Raw genomic sequence first — 18,214 nt, 5'->3', positions numbered from 1 at the left:
TGCTGACGAGCCCCAGGCCGTAGCGGGCGCCGGGGCCGAGGTAGGCAGCGGGGACGGTGGTGCGCATCTGGGCGAGCTGGGCCGCCGGGAGGAGGCGGCCGGTCAGGAGCGCGGTGAAGAACCGGTTGAGGTCGGAGTTGGTGGAGAGCATCTGACCTGCCGCCCAGCCCCAGGAGGGGTCCATGTCCGTGACGTCGCGCAGCGGCGCGCCGGCGGAATCTCTGTGGTAGCCGTGGGGATGGGGTTCTTCGATGGTCCTGTCGCCGGGGGCAGGGAAAGAGGTGTGGCGCAGCCCGAGGCGCTTGATGATGCGCCGGTCCAGCTCATCGGCGAGGGGCCGGCCGGTGACCTTCTGGATGATCAGGCCCGCCAGTACGTAGTTCGTGTTGCTGTACTCCCATTTCGTCCCGGGCGCGAAGTCGGCCTTGTGCTGGAGAGCGATGTCGAGGAGTTCCCGGGGCTCGAAGTACCGGGCGTCGTCGCCGAGGTAGGCGGTGTAGTTGGGGAGCCCGCTGGTGTGCTGCAGGAGCTGTCGGACGGTGAGGTGGCGTCCGTCGATCCCGTCGCCGCGTACCAGGCCCGGCAGATAGGTGTCGACCGTGGCGTCGAGGCCGACCTTTCCTTCACCGACCAGTTGCAGCACGACCACCGCGGTGAACACCTTGGTGTTGCTGCCGATCCGCACCTGACCGTCCTGGGGCACCTTCGAGCCGGTGGCCAGGTCGCCCACCCCTGCGGTGTAGGTACGGGTGCGGCCCTCGCGGTCCTTGACGCTCGCCAGTGCAGCGGGCAGGCCGTCGGTGTGCACCAGAGCGCTCAGGCCCCGCTGGATGGTGTCCGGCCGCGCCCTGGTGGCAGCGGACGCCGCGGGCGGCGCCAGGGCGCCCGTCATCAGGACGCCGAAAGCCACCGTGGCCGCGGCCGCAGCGGGCACGGTTCCGCGCCGGCCACCGCCCCGCAGCCGCCCGGAAGAACGAGACTTCTGCCCTGTCTGCTCACGCACGAGCCCACTCCTACGGATGCGTTGGGAATCCAGCGGTTTGCGCTGGTCCCACAGCATGTCCGGAGCTGCTGCCGGGGCCGATCCCGCGGGCCCCCGGGTCCAGGTGGGGCTCTCCCCCCTCCGGCCCTGGTGCGCTCAGCGGGTGGGGGGACGGGGCGAGGATGTCCTGAGGCCGGGGATCAGGGAGAGGAGGAGGGCAGGGGCTGGTCAGCCGGCCAAGTTGCCCGGTGGGCTCCGCACTTGGCAGGGAGGTCGTGGTGGCGCGAGGTGTCTGCAACGACCGTCGGGCCGCTGGGTGTCGCTATGCGGCGCGGGCCTGCTCCCTGCCGAACCCGGGGTACCAGGTCGTCGCGGCAGCCCGTATCCGCCCGCATCCGGCTACCCGGAGTGCCAGGTCATCGCGGCAGCCCGCATCCGGCTATCCGGTATCGGCATCGGCGCGGGCGGGCGCCGGGTGTGGCGATCGCCGGAGCGCGTCGGCTTCGGCGCTACGGGAGCGCCGTCCCGGTCACAAGGCTCCCTCAGGCGTGAGCACCACGAACTCCGCGCCCGAGGAGTCGTTGCAGACGGCGAGCCGGCCGACGCCCGCGGCGGTTTCCGGGCCCATGGACAGCGTGCCGCCATTGCCCGTCACCAGGCCTGCGGTGGCGTCGCAGTCCTTGGAGCCGAAGACCGGGTGCCAGTACGGTTTTCCGCCGGGGCCGAGCAGATCGGCGGGGACGCCCATGAGGCCGCCGTGCGTCCGGTCCTCGCCGCATCCCGCGGGGGTGAGCAGGGTGTAGATGCCGCCACCGCCGGGGAGCGGTATGTCCTGGGTGCTCCAGCCGAAGACCGTCGAGTAGAAGGTCTGCGCGGCGGCCGGATCGGTGGTGTACAGCTCCGTCCAGCACAGGCTTCCGGCGCCGTCCGCGGCTTCGATGCCCGGGTAGCGCACCGGCTGCCAGACGGCGAACTCCGCGCCCTGCGGGTCGGCGAGCCGGGCGAACCTGCCGTCGTCCGCACCGACCAGGGCGGGCGCCGAGCGGACCGAGCCGCCGGCCTGCTCCACCGCCTTGGCCGTGGCCTGTGCGTCGGAGGTGTGGAAGTAGAGCGTCCAGGCGGAGCGGGCGCCCTCCTCGGGGAGCGGGCCGACCGCGCCGACCGCCGTGCCGTCGAGCCGGAAGAGCGTATATCCGCCCGCGTCCTGGTCACCGTAGGGCTGGGACCGCCAGCCGAAGACGGCCCGGTAGAAGGCCGTTGCGACCTCGACATCGGGGGCGCCGAGGTCGAGCCAGCACGGGGAGCCGGGGACGAAGTCGGTAGTGATCATGACGATTCCCTTCGCGGATCCTCTGCATTCAGCCTCCCACCCGGCACTGACAACCGCCCGTCGGCCGGGCTCCGGCGTCCGCCCCTACGGGTGCGCGTACACAGCGGGCGCCGACCGGGTACCGCACCCTGTGGCCAGGTCCGGAAGGTCCACCGCGTAGCCGGCAACGCCCCTGCTCCGCAAGGAAGTTCATGGACGGTGCCGGTACAGCTCCTTGGCGATGATCGAGCGCTGCACCTCCGTGGCGCCCTCGTAGATGCGCGGTGCACGGACCTCGCGGTAGAGGTGTTCCAGCAGGTGGCCGCGGCGCAGCGCGCGGGCACCGTGGATCTGGACGGCGGCGTCGACGACGTACTGGGCGGTCTCGGTCGCCAGCAGCTTGGCCATGGCCGAGCGGCGGGCGATGTCCGGGGCCCCCGTGTCGTACGCGGAGGCGGCCGCGTACACCAGGAGGCGGGCGGACTCGACCCGGGTGGCCATCTCGGCGAGCTGGTGGCCGACCGACTGCAGGTCCCTGAGAGGGCCGCCGAACGCGGTGCGCGCGCCCGCGTGCGCCAGCGCCGCGTCCAGCGCGGCCTGCGCCATGCCGACCGCGAAGGCGCCGACGCTCGGCCGGAAGAGGTTCAGGGTGGCCATCGCGACGGCAAAGCCACCGTCCACTTCTCCCAGGACATCCGCCCTGGTCACGGGCGTGCCGTCGAACTGGAGCGTGCCGATCGGGTGCGGACTGAGCATGTCCAGGTGTGCGCCGGTCAGGCCCGGCCGGCCGGCGGGCACCAGGAAGGCCGTGACACCGCGCGCGCCCGCCCCGCCTCCGGTACGGGCGAAGACGGTGGCGAAGTCCGCCTCGGGGGCGTTGGAGATCCAGCACTTCTCGCCGGTGAGCCGCCAGCCGTCCGGGCCGTCCGGCTCGGCGGCCAGGGACAGCGCGGCGGCGTCCGAGCCCGCGCCCGGCTCGCTCAGCGCGAACGACGCGACCGCGCGTCCGGCGGCCACCTCCGGCAGCCAGCGGGCGCGCTGGGCCTCGGTCCCGGACTGCACGATCGGATAGGCCCCCAGGCCCTGGAGCGCCAGTGCGGTCTCCGCCTCCGTGCACTCCTGGGCGAGCGATTCCCGCAGCAGGCACAGGTCCAGGGCGCGCAGGGCCCCGCCGTCGGGGAACAGGCGGCGCAGCAGGCCCAGTTCGCCCAGGGCCGCGACCAGCGGGCGGTTGACCCGGCCCTCCTCGCCCTTCTCCGCCAGCGGGCTCAGCCGTTCGGCCGTCAGCGCCCGCAGTGCGGCGCACCATTCCTGTTCGTCCGGTCCCAGCGCGAATACGGTCACGAGGCGGCTCCCTGGTAGCGGTCCTCTATCGCGGTCTGTTGACTGCCGTCACGAACACGTTACGCTGACGACGGATCCGAACGGCAGTACCCGACCCGTGGAACGAGCAGGCGACCGCGCCGCCCCGACCGGTCACCGCACCGTCCCGCACCCTCGCCCCGCCGTCTCCCGGCCGCTCGTCGGCCCCCTTCCCGCGAGTCCGCCATGATCCGTAAGAAACGCCCTAGGGGGCATACGCCATGGAGCTACGGTCCTCGGCCCACACCGACACCTTCGCGCGCGACCGGCTGCCGCCCCACGACCAGTGGCCGCACCTCACCGAACTGGGCTACCCCGGCCGCCTGAACTGCGGCGCCGAGCTGCTGGACGGCACCATCGCGCGGCTCGGCGCCGACCGCCCGGCGGTCCGTGACGCGAGCGGCCCGGTCTGGACGTACGGGCAGCTGCGTGCGCAGGTCGACGCGATCGCCCATGCGCTCACCGGCCCGCTGGGGGTGGTGCCGGGCAACCGCGTCCTGCTGCGCGGGCCCACCACGCCCTGGCTGGCGGCCTGCTGGCTCGCCGTGATGAAGGCGGGCGCGGTCGCGGTGACCGTGCTGGCCGCGCAGCGCCCGAAAGAACTGGCCACGATCGCCGGGATCGCGCAGGTGCGCCATGCGCTGTGCGACGTCCGCTCGGTCGACGACCTGGGCAGGGCCGAGATCCCGGGGCTGCGGATCACCACGTTCGGCGGGGACGGGCCGGGCGATCTGCGGCAGCTGGCCCGGCCCGGCGGCGCGCCGTACCCGGCCGTGGAGACCTCTGCCGACGATGTGGCGCTGATCGCCTTCACCTCCGGCACCACCGGCCGCCCCAAGGGCTGTATGCACTTCCACCGCGATGTGCTCGCCATCGCGGACACCTTCTCGGCGCAGGTGCTGCGTCCGGAGCCGGACGATGTGTTCGCCGGCAGCCCGCCGCTCGGCTTCACCTTCGGCCTCGGCGGGCTGGTGATCTTCCCGCTGCGGGCCGGTGCCTCGGCCTTCCTCGCCGACTGGGGCGGACCCGAGCGCCTGCTCGGCGATATCGCGGCGCACCGGATCTCGGTGCTGTTCACCGCGCCGACCGCCTACCGCGCCATGCTGCCCAAGCTCTCCGGGCACGACGTCTCCTCGCTGCGCCGGTGCGTATCGGCCGGGGAGAACCTGCCCGCCGCGACCTGGCAGGCCTGGTACGAGGCGACCGGTCTGCGGATCATCAACGGCATCGGCGCCACGGAGCTGCTGCACATCTTCCTCTCGGCCGCCGACGGCGCGGCCCGCCCGGGGACGACGGGAGTGCCGGTCCCCGGCTTCCGGGCGCGGGTGGTCGGCGCGGACGGCACACCGCTGCCGGACGGCGAACCGGGGCTGCTCGCCGTACAGGGGCCCACCGGCTGCCGCTATCTCGCGGACCCCCGGCAGACCGACTACGTACGGGACGGCTGGAACCTCACCGGTGACACCTATGTCCGCGAACCGGACGGCTACTTCCGCTATGTGGCCCGCGCGGACGACATGATCATCTCGGCCGGCTACAACATCGCGGGCCCCGAGGTGGAGGACGCGCTGCTGCGGCACCCCGACGTGTCCGAGGCCGCGGTGGTCGGACGGGCCGACGAGGACCGCGGGCAGGTGGTCGTCGCCCATGTCGTGCTGCGGCCCGGGGTCTGCCCGGGGGAGGACACCGTCGCCGCGCTCCGTGCCTTCACCAAGACCCGGATCGCGCCCTACAAATGCCCGCGCGAGATCGTCTTCCACACCTCACTGCCGCGCACCCCGACCGGCAAGCTCCAGCGCTTCCGGCTGCGGGACCCCCTCTAGAGTGACCCGGTGAACGACCAGCAAACACAGCGCACCCCACGGTCCCTGATCGTCACGTTCTACGGCGCCTACGGACGCGGCGGGGCCGGGCCGGCGGGCGGGACGGACGCTCCGGTGCCGGTCGCCGCCCTGATCCGGCTCCTCGGCGTGCTCGGGGTGGATCCGCCGTCGGTGCGCTCCGCGGTCTCCCGGCTCAAGCGGCGCGGGCTGCTGGTCCCCGCGCGTACGGCCACCGGCGCGGCCGCGTACGGGCTGTCCGGTGCGGCCCGTCAGCTGCTGGAGGACGGCGACCGGCGGATCTTCGGCCGCCCGGCCGCCCGGCCGGCCGACGGCTGGGTGCTGGCCGTCTTCTCCGTCCCCGAGGAGGAGCGCCACAAGCGGCATCTGCTGCGCTCCCGGCTGTCGCGGCTCGGTTTCGGCACCGCGGCGCCGGGTGTGTGGATCGCCCCCGCACACCTCTACGAGGAGACCCGGCACACCCTGGAGCGGCTGCAACTGTCCCCGTACGTCGACCTGTTCACCGGTGCGCACGCCGGTTTCGCCCCCACGGCGGACGCGGTGGCCCGCTGGTGGGACCTGGACGCCCTCGCCGCGCGCCACCGCGCCTTCCTCGACGAGCAGGAACCCGTCCTGCGGCAGTGGTCGCGGCGCCGCTCGGTGCCCCCCGAAGCGGCCTTCCGCGACTATCTGCTGGCGCTGGACGCCTGGCGTCAGCTGCCCTACGCGGATCCCGGACTGCCCTCTCCCCTCCTGCCGGAGGACTGGCCGGGGGGCCGCGCGGCGGAGGTGTTCAGCCGGCTGCACGCCGCGCTGTGGACCGCCGGGGCCCGGTACGCGCATGAGGTGACCACCGAGACGTAGCGTCCGCGCTCCGTCACCCGCCGCCTCAGCGACGGCGCGGCTGGGCCCCCACCCCGACGCCCGGCCGCGGCCGGGCAGCAGCGATCACCGAGACCACGTCCTTGAACGAGCCGCACATCCGGGTGCCGGCGACCGCGGCGAGTTCGCCGAACGTGCCGACCCCGTAGGTCACCGCGACCGGCTCCATCCGCGCGGTGACCGCCATCCTCATGTCCCCCACGGTGTCCCCCACGTACGCGCTCTGCCAGGCCGCGACACCGAGCCGGCCGGCCGCCCGCAGCACCATCTCCGGGTGCGGCTTGCCACGCCGGACCATGTCCTGGCCGATGACCGGGCCGACCAGGTCCCGGATGCCCATGACGTCGAGCAGCGCCTCGGCGCTGCGGGTGGTCTTGGACGTGGCGACGGCCAGCTCCACGCCATGGGCGCGCAGCGCGGACAGTCCGGCGGTCACCCCCGGGAAGAGCAGCTGCGGTCCCTGGCACAGGACTTCATAGGCGAACAGTTCGCGGTAGCGGGAGATGGCCGCCTGCACCCGGCCGTCGTCCTCGGGCTTGCCCAGCAGCCGGCCGAAGGCGGGGCCGGGCGGTTTGCCGATGGCGGAGGCAGCCTGCCGGGCGGTCACCGAGCACCCCTGCTCCGAGGCCACCTTGACCAGCAGCTTGCTGATCGGGGGCAGGGTGTTGGCAAGCGTGCCGTCCAGGTCGAAGACGGCGGCCCTGATCGTCTCGCCGCCGGCGCCCCGTGTACCTCTCACGGGACGTTCGACTTCCGTTGCTACGCGCATGGCTGGAGACCTTTCCGGATTCCGATGGGGGTGCAGGGGGTCGGGTGACGTTGCTGGCTCGGCTGGTGGGGCGGCCTGCGGTCAAGGACCGGTGAAGGCAGAGGCGGTCTCGCCATGACGCACCGCTGTCCAACGGCGGTACGCGACCGTCAAGGCGGCTGCAACGGAAGGGACCTTCCCGATTACCGCCTTCGGAGATTTAAAAACCGCCTGCGCTGTTTGTCAATGGACCCCGACCGCCCCTGACGGGTCGACAACACCCCAGCCGGGGGCCAGACTGGGCGGCATGGCGCCGAAAGGGCCGCCGGGAGTCCGACCGAACGCAGGAACGCTGACTTTGCGTCAGGGCCCGCCAGTTCAGGCCAATCACCCGTAGCATACAGAACCGCATGGTTGGTTTTCTATGTAGACTGCATTGAGCTCGCAGCCGTACTAGAGACGGGACGGACACCGTGCCCACCCAGCATCGCGCCATCCAGAGCCGCCAGGCACTCATCCGCTCGGCCGCAGAGACCTTCCTGGAGAAGGGGGTACCCGCCGCGGGCATGGTCGAGATCAGCCGGCGGGCCAGGCTGAGCAAGGGAGCGCTCTACTTCCACTTCACCTCCAAGGACGACCTCACGCTCGCGGTGCGGGACGCGGCGCTCGCGACCCTCCAGGAGATCGAGGACGTCTTCACCCGCTCACCGGAACCACTGGCCGTCGCCGTAAGGGACTTCACCGTCGAGCTGTTCGGGCGGGTGCAGTCGGACGCCGTGCTGCGCGCCGGGCTGCGGTTGCGTCCGGAGACCGCGCCGGGGCTCGGCATCTACGCCCTGGAGCAGCGCTGGTACGCGCTCTTCCTCGACAAGGCAGTGACCTGCGGGACCGGCGGGCCGGTCGGACCGCATGCGTCGGACACCGAACCGCGGCGCACGGCACAGCTGTTGACCTCGCTCGTGGTGGGACTGCTCCACCTGGGCAGCGAGGACCGGACGTGGTGGGAGCGCGAGGCCGTGGTCGGGCTGTGGGCGCTGCTGCCGGCCGCGCCAGGACAGGTTCCCGCCGCCGGCCTCCCGGCACCGACACAGATCAGCGCGGCCGGCTGACCCGGACCGGCCGCGGGGCCGCTGCCCGCCGACCCGTCCGGCCCTCGCGCCCCGGTCTCACAACTCGACCAGCACGGCCCCGATATGACGCCCCTGGGTGAGTTCGCACAGCGCCCGCGGCGCCTGCTCGATCCCCTTCAGAAGGGCATGCGGGAAGACCAGGGAGCCCTCCCGCAGGCCCTGGCCGAACTCCTTCGTCCACTCCTGCGGCAGGTCCGGATGCGCGTGCAGGCCGAAGCCCCGCAGGAGCACCCGGCGGGTGATGATCAGTCCCGCGTCCAGCTCCACCGGGGCGGCGTCACCCAGACCCCCGTCCAGCTGGCTGGAGAGGGCGCCGACCAGCGCGAACCGCGCATCGGGGCGTGCCATGGCAAGTGCCGCCGTGAGCTGTTCGCCGCCCACGGTGTCCAGCAGCACATCGATGCCGCCCGGCGCCGCCCGGCGCAGCTGGCGTTCGATCGGCGCGGCGCCGCGCACGATCGTGTCGTCGTACCCCAGCTCGGCCCGCAGCCGGGCCGCCTTGCGCTCCGAGCCGGTGCTGCCGACGACCCGCCCGGCGCCCATCCGCCGCGCCAGCTGCCCGGCCAGGCTGCCCACACCGCCCGCCGCCCCGGTGACGAAGACCGTGTCCCCCGGCCGCACCTCGGCGGCGAGGCGCAGCGCACCCCAGGCCGTCGCCCCCTGCGAGAGGTGCGCGGCCACAGTCGGCAGTTCGTCCGCCGCCAGCCGCCGGACGCGCGAGGTGTCGACGGCAGCGAACTCGCGCCAGCCGTACGGATGATGGACCAGTTCGCCGGGTGTGAAGCCGCCGCCGGGGGCCGCCACCACCTCACCGACCGCCGAGCCCCACAGCGCCTCACCCGGCACAAATGAGGCCATGGGCAGCCGCATTCCGGCCATCTGCGTCCGCATCGCCGCGGTCACCGCCATCAGGCGGGTACGCACCAGTACCTGCCCCGGCGCGGGCTCGGGCACCGGGACCTCGGCGACGGTGAAGTGACCTGTGGTCAGTGCACCGTCGGGGCGCTCGGCGAGCCGGACCTCGCGGTGCACGGCGGGTATGGCGGGGACGACGGTGGGGGGCATCGGACGGCTCCTCGCGCTCGTAGTGCTCGACGGCATCGCAGCGGTTCGCGACGCCGGATCGCGCCCTTCGGACTTCCCGCCCGTTCCACGCAATTCAATACCGCATGGTTGGCTTCTTTATGATGCGGAAATAGACTGCGCGGCCACGGGCAGCGGGTCGCACTCAGGCACAACAACTCCAAGAGAGCATACGGAGGATGATCGGTGGTCAAGCAGGAACGCGCAGTGCGCACCCGACGCGCCGTCCTCGAAGCAGCGGCTCATGTCATCGGCAGCCGCGGATACCAGGCCGCCACGATGGCCGAGATCATCCAGCGCGCCGGGGTCACCAAGGGAGCGGTGTACTTCCACTTCACGTCCAAGGACGCACTGGCCCGGGCGGTGATAACGGAGCAGACGGATCCGTTCCTTCCACAAGTCAGCGAGTCCCGGCTGCAGGACGCCATCGACTTCACCCATCAGGTGGCGCTGGCCCTGCGCAGTGACCCGTTGCTGCAGGCCGGCACCCGGATCGCGGTCGAGACGACGTTCAGCGAGGACCCGCTCGTGCCGTACCAGGCCTGGATCGACATCATCACGACGATGTTCACCGAGGCCCGCGACAACGGCGAGCTGCTGGCGGGCGTGGCCCCGGACCGGGCGGCCGAGTTCTTCGTCTCCGCGTACATGGGAGTGCAGTTGTTCTCACGGGCCGCGACCAACCGCGCCGACCTCCCCGAGCGCGTCACGGCCCTGTGGAAGCACACCCTGCCGGGTCTGGCGTCGCCGGGCGCGCTGGGGCACCTGGATCCGCACGGCCGCAGCGTGAAGGTCCCGGCCTGAGGCCCTGCCCCCGTCACCCCGGCGGAGCAGGACTCGTTCGGGGGCCGAAAAACAAACCGCTTGGGCCGTATTTTATGGTCGGGCTGTCATCACCGAGGCTCGGCCCGTCAGGGCGTTGAGAGCCACACACAGAAAGGAAGGCCTATGGCCGGCGCCACGCTCACGCCGTACTCACGCGATCAGCACCACGACCTCGGAGGCCGGTTCGCCGACGGGATCCAACCGTCGGAGCTCACCATGACCGTGCCGCGCGAGTACGTCCACCGCGCCGCCGTGTCCGAGGTCTTCCTGACCAACTGGCGGCGCGACGACGACGGCTGGGTGGTCAGCGCCCAGTGGCCGCGGGCCCACACCTTCTACGGTCCGGCCCACGGGCTGCACGACCCGGTGCTGCTGATAGAGACCGTCCGGCAGGCCGGGATATTACTGAGCCATGTCGCGTACCAGGTGCCCCTGGACCACCCGATCATCTGGCAGCGGGTCCGCTATGACCTCGCGCCGCGGGCGCTGCGCGCCGCGGACCATCCGGCCGAGGTCACGCTGCACGTCACCGACCACGACCTGGTCCGCCGCGGCAGCCGGCTGGTCAGCGTCCACCAGGACTTCCGGATCGTGTGCGACGGCGCCGACCTGGCCTCCGCGACGCTCATCTACTCCTGTCACAGCCCGGCCGTCTACCGCCGGCTGCGCGGCGAATACAGCGATCTGGCCCTCGCCAACTCCCGGAAACTGCCGCTGCCGGAAGCCGTCGCCCCGCAGCTGGTCGCCCGGGAACACGACCGCGATGTGGTGCTCTCCCCCACCGACCGCCCCGACCGCTGGCAGCTGCGGGTGGACACCTCACACCCGGTGCTCTTCGACCACCCCGTGGACCACGCGCCCGGCATGCTGATCGTCGAGGCCGCCCGGCAGGCCGCGCAGGCGGCAACACCCGGCTTCACCGTGCCCGCCTCGATGGACTGTGCCTTCGAGCGCTACGCCGAACTCGATGCGCCGACCTGGGTGGCGGCGCGCACCACGGACCACGCCGACGGCGAGCGACGGCAGGTCGAGGTCACCGTCGAACAGCACGACAAGCCGGTGGTCTCGGCGCAGATCACCTGCGTACCGACGCCCTGACCGCCCCCGGAACGGCCCCGCCCCCGCTGCCCGTGCCTCCCCGTCACCGCAGCGTGAGGCGGGGCTTCGGCGCATCGGTACGTCCGGTGGGCGGGGTGCGGCTGCCCGCCTGGTAGGGCAGCGGCCAGACGGCGCCCGGCCCCGCGTACCCCTGCTCGGCGGCCGCGTGCAGCGTCCAGTGCGGGTCGTACAGATGCGGTCGGGCCAGGGCGCACAGGTCCGCGCGCCCCGCCAGCACCAGGGAGTTGACGTCGTCCCAGGAGGAGAGGGCACCGACCGCGATGACCGGCACACCGAGGGTGTTGCGGATCCGGTCGGCGAACGGAGTCTGGTAGGAGCGGCCGTAGTCGGGGCGCTCGTCGGGGACGACCTGTCCGGTGGACACATCGATGGCGTCGGCGCCGTGCTCGGCGAAGGCCCGTGCGATCGCCACCGCGTCGTCCGCGGTGGTGCCGCCGGCCGCCCAGTCGGTGGCGGAGATCCGGACCGTCATCGGACGGCCGGCCGGCCAGACGGCGCGCACCGCGTCGAAGACCTCCAGCGGGAAGCGCAGCCGGCCGGTGAGATCGCCGCCATAGGCGTCGGTGCGGTGGTTGGTGAGCGGGGAGAGGAAGCCGGAGAGCAGGTAGCCGTGGGCGCAGTGGAGTTCGAGAAGGTCGAAGCCCGCCCGGGCGGCCGACTCCGCCGCGCGGACGAACTGCTCGCGGACGGTGTGCAGCCCGTCCGCCGACAAGGCATGCGGGATCTGGTTGACGCCGGCCCGGTAAGGCAGCGCGGAGGGCGCCACCAAGGGCCAGTTGCCGTCCTGGAGCGGCTGGTCGATGCCCTCCCACATCAGCCGGGTCGAGCCCTTGCGGCCGGAGTGGCCGAGCTGGACGCCGATGGCGGTGCCGGGCGCCGAGGTGTGGACGAAGTCGGTGACCCGGCGCCAGGCCGTCTCGTGTTCCGGCGCGTACAGCCCCGTACAGCCCGGTGTGATCCGGCCCTCGGGGCTGACACACACCATCTCCGTCATCACCAGCCCGGCACCGCCCAGCGCGCGGGCCCCGAGGTGGACGAGGTGGAAGTCACCGGGGGTGCCGTCGCCGTCCGCGGCGGAGTACATGTCCATCGGGGAGACCACGACGCGGTTGCGCAGGGTCAGCTCCCCCAGCCGGAACGGCGTGAACATCGGGGGCGTGGCGGAGGGGGTGCCCGCCTCGTGTTCGACGGCGGCGACGAAGCCGGGGTCGCGCAGCCGCAGGTTGTCGTGGGTGACGCGGCGGCTGCGGGTGAGGAGGTTGAAGGCGAACTGGTGGGGCGGCTGGTCGAGGTAGGTGGCCAGCTCCTCGAACCAGGCGAGGCTGGCGCGGGCGGCGCGCTGGGTGGAGGCGACCACCGGGCGGCGCTCCTCCTCGTAGGCGGCCAGGGCACGGGCGGTGTCGGGCTGTTCCTGGAGGCAGGCCGCCAGCGCCAGGGCGTCCTCGACGGCGAGCTTGGTGCCGGAGCCGATGGAGAAGTGCGCGGTGTGCGCGGCGTCGCCGAGCAACACCGTGTTGCCGTGCGACCAGCATTCGTTGACGACCGTACGGAAGGCGATCCAGCTGGAGTTGTTGGAGCGCAGCGACCGGCCGCGCAGCGCGTCGGTGAAGACCTTGGCGCACCACTCCGCCGGCTCGCGCTCGTCACAGCGGTCGAGTCCGGCCGCCCGCCAGACCTCCTCGCGCATCTCGACGATGACCGTGCTGGCCCCGAGGGTGCCTTCCGCCGTCCCGGAGGGCGGTGCCCCGGGGTGGCGCGGGGCGGGCGAGGGGCCGGCGAAGGGGTAGGCATGGAGCTGTACGACGCCGTGCTCGGTCTCGGCGATCTCGAAGCGGAAGGCGTCGAAGGCGAAGTCGGCGGCGAGCCAGATGTAGCGGCAGCGGTGGGTGGTCAGCTGCGGGCCGAAGACCTCGGCGTGCGCGGTGCGGGTCGCGCTGTGCACCCCGTCGGCGGCGATCACCAGGTCGTAGCCGCGGGCCAGCTCGGCGGCGGGCGGGGCCTCGCTGCGGAAGCGCAGGTCGACGCCGAGTTCGCGGCAGCGCCGGTGGAGCACGGCCAGCAGCCGGCGCCGCCCCAGCGCGGCGAAGCCGTGGCCGCCGGAGGTCAGGGTGCGGCCGCGGTGCACGATGTCGATGTCGTCCCAGCGGACGAACTCCGCCTGGAGGGCGCGGTAGACCTCCGGGTCGGCGTGCTCGATACCGCCCAGGGTCTCGTCGGAGAGCACCACGCCGAAGCCGAAGGTGTCGTCGGGCGCGTTGCGCTCCCAGACGGTGATCTCGCGGGTGGGGTCGAGGCGCTTGAGGAGGACCGCGGCGTACAGCCCGCCCGGTCCCCCGCCGATGACGGCGACCCGCATGGCTATTTCCCCTGCCACTTGGGCGTCCGCTTCTCGGTGAAGGCGGCGTGGAATTCCGCGTAGTCGGCGCTGTTCATCAGCAGCGCCTGGGTGGCGGCGTCCATTTCGACGGCGGCGGCCAGCGGCATGTCGAGTTCCGCGGTGAGCAGCGCCTTGGTCTGGGCGTGTGCCAGCGCGGGTCCCTCGGCGAGCCGTCGGGCGAGCGCGGCGGCCGCCTCGTCGGCCCGGCCCTCGTCGGCCAGCTCACTGATCAGGCCGAGCCGTTCGGCCTCGGGGGCCCGGACGGCGTCGCCGAGCATCAGCAGGCGGGTGGCGTGGCCGAGGCCGATCACCCGGGGCAGCAGATAGGCCGCGCCCATGTCACCGCCGGAGAGGCCGACCTTGGTGAAGAGGAAGGCGAAACGGGCGGACGGGTCGGCGACGCGGAAGTCCGCGGCCAGCGCGAGCACCGCGCCCGCCCCGGCCGCGACCCCGTGCACCGCCGCGATCACCGGGAACGGACACTCCCGCACCGCCCGTACGACCTGGCCGGTCATCCGGTTGAAGTCCAGGAGCCGGGCGGTGTCCATGCCCAGGGTGGCGCCGATGATCTCCTCGACGTCGCCGCCGGAGCAGAAGCCGCGTCCCTGTCCCGCGAGCACCAGGGCACGTACGGAACGCTCCCTGGACAGCTCGGCGAGCAGATCGCGGAGGTCGGCGTAGGCCTCGAAGGTGAGCGCATTGAGCTTGTCCGGGCGCGCCAGCGTGACGGTGGCGATCCCGTCCTGCCTGGTCACGCGGAGGTGTTGCCAGGTGTCTGTACTGCGGGCTGATCCTGCGAACGGACTCATCGGGCTGCCTGCCCCCTTTGGCCGACCGGCCGGGTGGATGGTGTTCCGGATGCCTTGTCGAAGTTATCACCGGTTGGTGACTGTCGTCACGAGGACGCGATATCGGCGCGCGTCGGGACGTCATCGCGTCCTCGTCTCATGGCGGCATCGTGTAACGGGGGTCGCCACCGGTCGAAGGTCCCGGCCGCCGTATGACTTAGGTCGTGCCCTTTCCGGTCGCTCGCCCCTGCTCCCTCCGCCCGCGCGCTTCCTACCGTGGACGTGTCCCCTCCGGCCTCAGGTATCCGGCCCGGCATTTTGCGAACGGAACGGACAGCACATGCTGGAACCGCCCGCACCCTCGACCTGGCGCATCACGCTGCCGCGCGGCGCGACGGCCGTCCCCATCGCCCGCGCGATGGTCAGGACCGCCCTGCAGGACCTCAGAGCCACGGCCGACCGCACCACCGCACAGCTGCTGACCGCCGAACTCGTCGCCAATGCCCTGAAGCACACCTGCGATACGGACCCCATCGAGCTGGTGGTGGAGCTGCGGCCGGCCGGCTGCCGGATCGAGGTGCACGACAGCGATCCCCTCCTCGTCCGGGGGCTGGGCGGCCCGCTGCCCCTGCCGGGGCTGGACGTTCCGGTCACGGTGGGGACGCCGGGCGGGGCGGACGGGCCGGGCACGGCGGAGGGTCCTCGCGGGGCGGTAGACCCTCGCACGGCCGATGGTCACCCCACCGGTGAGGGCCCGTTCCCGATGCAGCGCACGGAGCGCGGCGGGCAGGCCGGGCACCCCGACGAGACGGACGGCACCGAGCCAGCCGGGCACCACGACGAGACCGACGGCACCGAGCCAGCCGGGCATCACGAGGAGGGACACGAAGAGGGCCACGAGGGGGCGGGGGACGCCGTCGGGAGGACCGACGGCGCCGAGAGCAACGGCGGCGATGTCTGCGCTGCCGCGGACGAGAGAGCGAAAGCGGATACGGGCGAGGGGGAGGGCGAGGGCCACGACCGCGGCCGTGGACTGCTGCTGATCCGGTTCCTCAGCTCCGCCTCCGGCTGCCGCCCCACACCCCGCGGCAAGGCCGTCTGGTTCACCCTCCCCGAGCTGCAGCGCTCACGCCGCCGCTGACCCCGCGGCCGGCGCTGACACCGCGGCCGGCCTCGGCCCCGCCCGGTGGCCCGCCGGCCCGGCCCTACCGGCCGAGCGTCGCGACCAGCACCGCCTTGATCGTGTGCAGCCGGTTCTCCGCCTCGTCGAAGACGACGGAGTGCGCGGACTCGAAGACCTCGTCGGTGACCTCCAGCGACGACAGCCCGTGCCGGGCGTGGATCTCCCGGCCGACCGCGGTACCGAGGTCGTGGTACGCGGGCAGACAGTGCAGGAACTTCACCTCCGGCTTGCCGGTCGCGCGCAGTACCTCCATCGTGACCGCGTACGGGGCGAGCAGCGCGATCCGCTCGTCCCACACCTCCTTCGGCTCACCCATGGAGACCCAGACGTCGGTCGTCACGAAGTCCGCGCCGCGCACGCCCTCGGTCACGTCCTCGGTGAGCGTGAGGCGGGCGCCGCTGGTCTCGGCGAGCACCTGCGCACGGGCGACCACCGTCTCGTCGGGCCAGAGCTGCCGGGGCGCGACGATCCGCACGTCCATGCCCAGCAGGGCCCCGGTGACGAGGTAGGAGTTACCCATGTTGTTGCGGGCGTCGCCGAGGTAGGCGAAGGCGGTCTCGGCCAGGGGGCGCCCCCGGCCGTGCTCGACCATGGTGAGCACATCGGCGAGCATCTGGGTCGGGTGCCAGTCGTCGGTCAGCCCGTTGAAGACCGGCACCCCGGCGTAGGCGGCCAGCTCCTCGACGTCGGACTGGCGGCTCCCGCGGAATTCGATACCGTCGAACATCCGGCCGAGGACCCGGGCGGTGTCCTTCACCGACTCCTTGTGCCCGATCTGCGAACCGGACGGGTCCAGGTAGGTGGTCGAGGCGCCCTGATCCGCGGCAGCGACCTCGAAGGCGCAGCGGGTCCGGGTGGAGGTCTTCTCGAAGATCAGGGCGATGTTCCGGCCCTGGAGACGCGGGACCTCGGTACCGGCGCGCTTGGCCGCTTTCAGCTCGGCCGCCAGGTCGATCAGTCGGCAGAATTCCTCGGCGCTGAAGTCCAGCTCCTTGAGGAAGTGGCGGCCGGTGAGGTCTATCGCCATGGGTGGGCTCCTGGTCTGCGGCAGTGGGAACGGACTCGACCCTGGAATTATATACGTACCCACGCATCCCTATGCGGAGCCATCGGTCCGGTACGGCCGACGCCTCTCCCATGGACCAGGGCCACGCCCCACGGAAGGGCGCCCACGGAAGGACGTCCACGAAAGGGACGCCCACGGAAGGGATACACCGGGTCACACTCCCCGGACGGCTCCGGGGTCATGCCTTGCCGAACGGATCCGGGTTCACGCCCAGGCTGCCCCCGGCACCGCGTCCCTCGCCACCGGACAGCTCATACAGCGCGGCCCTCCGCGTCCGCGCCCCAGCTCGCTCCCCGGAATCGTGATCACCTCGATGCCGCGCTTGCGGAGGAAGGTGTTGGTGGTGACATTGCGCTCGTACGCCACCACCACACCCGGCTCCACCGCCAGCACATTGCAGCCGTCGTCCCACTGCTCGCGCTCCGCCGAGTGCACGTCCTGGGTCGCGGTCAGCACCCGGATGCCGGACAGGCCCAGCGCAGCCGCTATGGCGCGGTGCATATGCTCCGGCGGATGATCGGTGACCTTGAGGTCCTGGTCGCCCGAGCCCGGTTCGATGGTGTACGAGCGGAGCATCCCCAGCCCCTCGTACTGGGTGAAGGTATCCCCGTCGATCATGGTCATGACGGTGTCGAGATGCATGAAGGCCCGGCGCTTGGGCATGTCGAGCGCCACGATCGTGCGCGCCGAACCCGCCGCGAACAGCCCCCGCGCCAGCAGCTCCACGGCCTGCGGAGTGGTGCGTTCACTCATGCCGATCAGCACCGCGCCACTGCCCATCACCAGGACGTCGCCGCCCTCGATGGTCGAGGGGAAGTCCGCCTGCCCCTCCGACCAGACATGGAAGTCCTGGTCGCGGAAGAGCGGGTGGTGACGGTAGATCGCCTCGTAGTGCACGGTCTCGCGCTGCCGGGCGGGCCAGCGCATCGAGTTGATCGACACGCCGTCGTAGATCCAGGCGGAGGTGTCGCGGGTGAAGAGGTGGTTGGGCAGCGGGCCCAGCAGGAAGTCGTCGAGATCCATCACATGGAAGCGCACCGAGGTCGGCTCGGCATGCCGTTCCAGGAACTCACGCTTGGTCATGCCGCCGACCAGCGCTTCCACCAGCTCCGGCACCGGCAGCTCGTCGAAGGCCGACCGCAGGTGGTCGGTGGCCAGCGGCCCGTACTCCTTCTCGTCGAAGACCCGGTCGAGGACCAGCTTCCGCGCCGCGGGGATCTGCAGGCTCTCGGCGAGCAGGTCCCCGAAGAGGTGCACCTCCACCCCCCGGTCGCGCAGCACGTCGGCGAACCCGTCGTGCTCGGCCCGCGCCCGGCGCACCCACAGCACGTCGTCGAAGAGCAAGGCGTCCTTGTTGGAGGGCGTGAGCCGCTTCAGCTCCAGATCGGGGCGGTGCAGGATGACCCGGCGCAGCCGCCCGGCCTCGGAGTCGACTTGGAATCCCATCCACCCATCTTGGCCGCTCGGACGGCCCGGCGGAGGGAGTCGGCGGATGTCGGGGCGCCCGGGGCACGCGGCGGCGGGCGGCGTGACGGGCCGG

At 72.3% G+C, this 18,214-nt stretch carries 14 protein-coding genes and 2 pseudogenes; 7 read left to right on the top strand and 9 right to left on the bottom strand.

Annotation, left to right across the window (positions count from 1 at the left end; translation table 11 throughout):
- From ABZ851_RS26350 to ABZ851_RS26340, 3 genes are all read right to left on the bottom strand, one after another.
- On the bottom strand, positions 1-1,003 hold a 1,003-nt coding region (locus ABZ851_RS26350; protein WP_361132164.1), incomplete at its 3' end, for a serine hydrolase domain-containing protein.
- Positions 1,004-1,511: 508 nt separating this feature from the next.
- Positions 1,512-2,312 carry a VOC family protein gene (locus ABZ851_RS26345; protein WP_361132161.1) on the bottom strand — a complete coding sequence of 267 codons (801 nt, stop codon included), beginning with the start codon at positions 2,310-2,312 and terminating at the stop codon, positions 1,512-1,514.
- A gap of 189 nt (positions 2,313-2,501) precedes the next feature.
- Complete coding sequence (locus ABZ851_RS26340; protein ID WP_361132158.1) at positions 2,502-3,635, bottom strand: acyl-CoA dehydrogenase family protein; 1,134 nt, start codon at positions 3,633-3,635, stop codon at positions 2,502-2,504.
- A gap of 239 nt (positions 3,636-3,874) precedes the next feature.
- Between ABZ851_RS26340 and ABZ851_RS26335 the strand changes: the two genes are divergently transcribed.
- Both ABZ851_RS26335 and ABZ851_RS26330 read left to right on the top strand, forming a co-directional pair.
- A complete protein-coding gene (locus ABZ851_RS26335; RefSeq protein ID WP_361132155.1) occupies positions 3,875-5,476 on the top strand; it encodes an AMP-binding protein in 1,602 nt (533 codons plus the stop codon).
- A gap of 9 nt (positions 5,477-5,485) precedes the next feature.
- Positions 5,486-6,337 carry a PaaX family transcriptional regulator C-terminal domain-containing protein gene (locus tag ABZ851_RS26330; protein WP_361132152.1) on the top strand — a complete coding sequence of 284 codons (852 nt, stop codon included), beginning with the start codon at positions 5,486-5,488 and terminating at the stop codon, positions 6,335-6,337.
- 25 nt (positions 6,338-6,362) lie between these two features.
- Here ABZ851_RS26330 and ABZ851_RS26325 read toward each other — a convergent pair whose 3' ends face one another.
- Positions 6,363-7,094, bottom strand: coding sequence for an HAD family hydrolase (locus ABZ851_RS26325; protein WP_361132149.1), 732 nt, complete (start codon positions 7,092-7,094; stop codon positions 6,363-6,365).
- A 482-nt stretch (positions 7,095-7,576) separates the two neighbouring features.
- Between ABZ851_RS26325 and ABZ851_RS26320 the strand changes: the two genes are divergently transcribed.
- The gene (locus ABZ851_RS26320) at positions 7,577-8,212 is read left to right on the top strand and encodes a TetR/AcrR family transcriptional regulator (RefSeq protein ID WP_361132146.1); all 636 of its coding nucleotides are present in this window, start codon (positions 7,577-7,579) and stop codon (positions 8,210-8,212) included.
- A 57-nt stretch (positions 8,213-8,269) separates the two neighbouring features.
- On the opposite strand, the gene ABZ851_RS26315 is transcribed toward ABZ851_RS26320, so the two are convergent.
- Positions 8,270-9,298, bottom strand: coding sequence for an NADP-dependent oxidoreductase (locus ABZ851_RS26315; protein ID WP_361132143.1), 1,029 nt, complete (start codon positions 9,296-9,298; stop codon positions 8,270-8,272).
- A 225-nt stretch (positions 9,299-9,523) separates the two neighbouring features.
- On the opposite strand from ABZ851_RS26315, the gene ABZ851_RS26310 reads away from it, so the two are divergent.
- Together ABZ851_RS26310 and ABZ851_RS26305 are read left to right on the top strand one after the other, a co-directional pair.
- On the top strand, positions 9,524-10,120 hold the full coding sequence (locus ABZ851_RS26310) for a ScbR family autoregulator-binding transcription factor (protein WP_336052809.1): 597 nt from the start codon (positions 9,524-9,526) through the stop codon (positions 10,118-10,120).
- A gap of 144 nt (positions 10,121-10,264) precedes the next feature.
- Positions 10,265-11,239 carry a ScbA/BarX family gamma-butyrolactone biosynthesis protein gene (locus ABZ851_RS26305; protein ID WP_361132140.1) on the top strand — a complete coding sequence of 325 codons (975 nt, stop codon included), beginning with the start codon at positions 10,265-10,267 and terminating at the stop codon, positions 11,237-11,239.
- 43 nt (positions 11,240-11,282) lie between these two features.
- Here the strand turns inward: ABZ851_RS26305 and ABZ851_RS26300 are convergent, their stop codons facing one another.
- Together ABZ851_RS26300 and ABZ851_RS26295 are read right to left on the bottom strand one after the other, a co-directional pair.
- Positions 11,283-13,616 carry a bifunctional salicylyl-CoA 5-hydroxylase/oxidoreductase gene (locus tag ABZ851_RS26300; RefSeq protein WP_361132405.1) on the bottom strand — a complete coding sequence of 778 codons (2,334 nt, stop codon included), beginning with the start codon at positions 13,614-13,616 and terminating at the stop codon, positions 11,283-11,285.
- A 2-nt stretch (positions 13,617-13,618) separates the two neighbouring features.
- On the bottom strand, positions 13,619-14,446 hold the full coding sequence (locus tag ABZ851_RS26295; protein WP_361132137.1) for an enoyl-CoA hydratase family protein: 828 nt from the start codon (positions 14,444-14,446) through the stop codon (positions 13,619-13,621).
- A gap of 319 nt (positions 14,447-14,765) precedes the next feature.
- Between ABZ851_RS26295 and ABZ851_RS26290 the strand changes: the two are divergent.
- Both ABZ851_RS26290 and ABZ851_RS26285 read left to right on the top strand, forming a co-directional pair.
- Positions 14,766-15,020, top strand: a pseudogene (locus ABZ851_RS26290) (ATP-binding protein); the annotation flags it as partial.
- Between the two features lie 423 nt (positions 15,021-15,443).
- Positions 15,444-15,566 (top strand): annotated as a pseudogene (locus ABZ851_RS26285) (ATP-binding protein); the annotation flags it as partial.
- A gap of 64 nt (positions 15,567-15,630) precedes the next feature.
- On the opposite strand, the gene argF reads toward ABZ851_RS26285, so the two are convergent.
- Complete coding sequence (gene argF / locus ABZ851_RS26280) at positions 15,631-16,635, bottom strand: ornithine carbamoyltransferase (RefSeq protein WP_361132134.1); 1,005 nt, start codon at positions 16,633-16,635, stop codon at positions 15,631-15,633.
- 243 nt (positions 16,636-16,878) lie between these two features.
- On the bottom strand, positions 16,879-18,120 hold the full coding sequence (locus ABZ851_RS26275; protein WP_336052803.1) for an arginine deiminase: 1,242 nt from the start codon (positions 18,118-18,120) through the stop codon (positions 16,879-16,881).
- Positions 18,121-18,214: the final 94 nt, after the last annotated feature.

It is taken from the genome of Streptomyces sp. NPDC047049 (assembly GCF_040643995.1).
Taxonomy (GTDB): domain Bacteria; phylum Actinomycetota; class Actinomycetes; order Streptomycetales; family Streptomycetaceae; genus Streptomyces; species Streptomyces mooreae.
The sequence above is the reverse complement of the archived record's forward strand: the minus strand, read 5'-3'. Positions and strand labels throughout refer to the sequence as shown.

Coding starts and splice junctions, on each gene's coding strand:
- ABZ851_RS26345 (WP_361132161.1), bottom strand. CDS start 2,312: ATGATCACTACCGACTTCGTCCCCGGCTCCCCGTGCTGGCTCGACCTC.
- ABZ851_RS26335 (WP_361132155.1), top strand. CDS start 3,875: ATGGAGCTACGGTCCTCGGCCCACACCGACACCTTCGCGCGCGACCGG.
- ABZ851_RS26315 (WP_361132143.1), bottom strand. CDS start 9,298: ATGCCCCCCACCGTCGTCCCCGCCATACCCGCCGTGCACCGCGAGGTC.
- ABZ851_RS26305 (WP_361132140.1), top strand. CDS start 10,265: ATGGCCGGCGCCACGCTCACGCCGTACTCACGCGATCAGCACCACGAC.
- ABZ851_RS26300 (WP_361132405.1), bottom strand. CDS start 13,616: ATGCGGGTCGCCGTCATCGGCGGGGGACCGGGCGGGCTGTACGCCGCG.
- ABZ851_RS26295 (WP_361132137.1), bottom strand. CDS start 14,446: ATGAGTCCGTTCGCAGGATCAGCCCGCAGTACAGACACCTGGCAACAC.
- argF (WP_361132134.1), bottom strand. CDS start 16,635: ATGGCGATAGACCTCACCGGCCGCCACTTCCTCAAGGAGCTGGACTTC.
- ABZ851_RS26275 (WP_336052803.1), bottom strand. CDS start 18,120: ATGGGATTCCAAGTCGACTCCGAGGCCGGGCGGCTGCGCCGGGTCATC.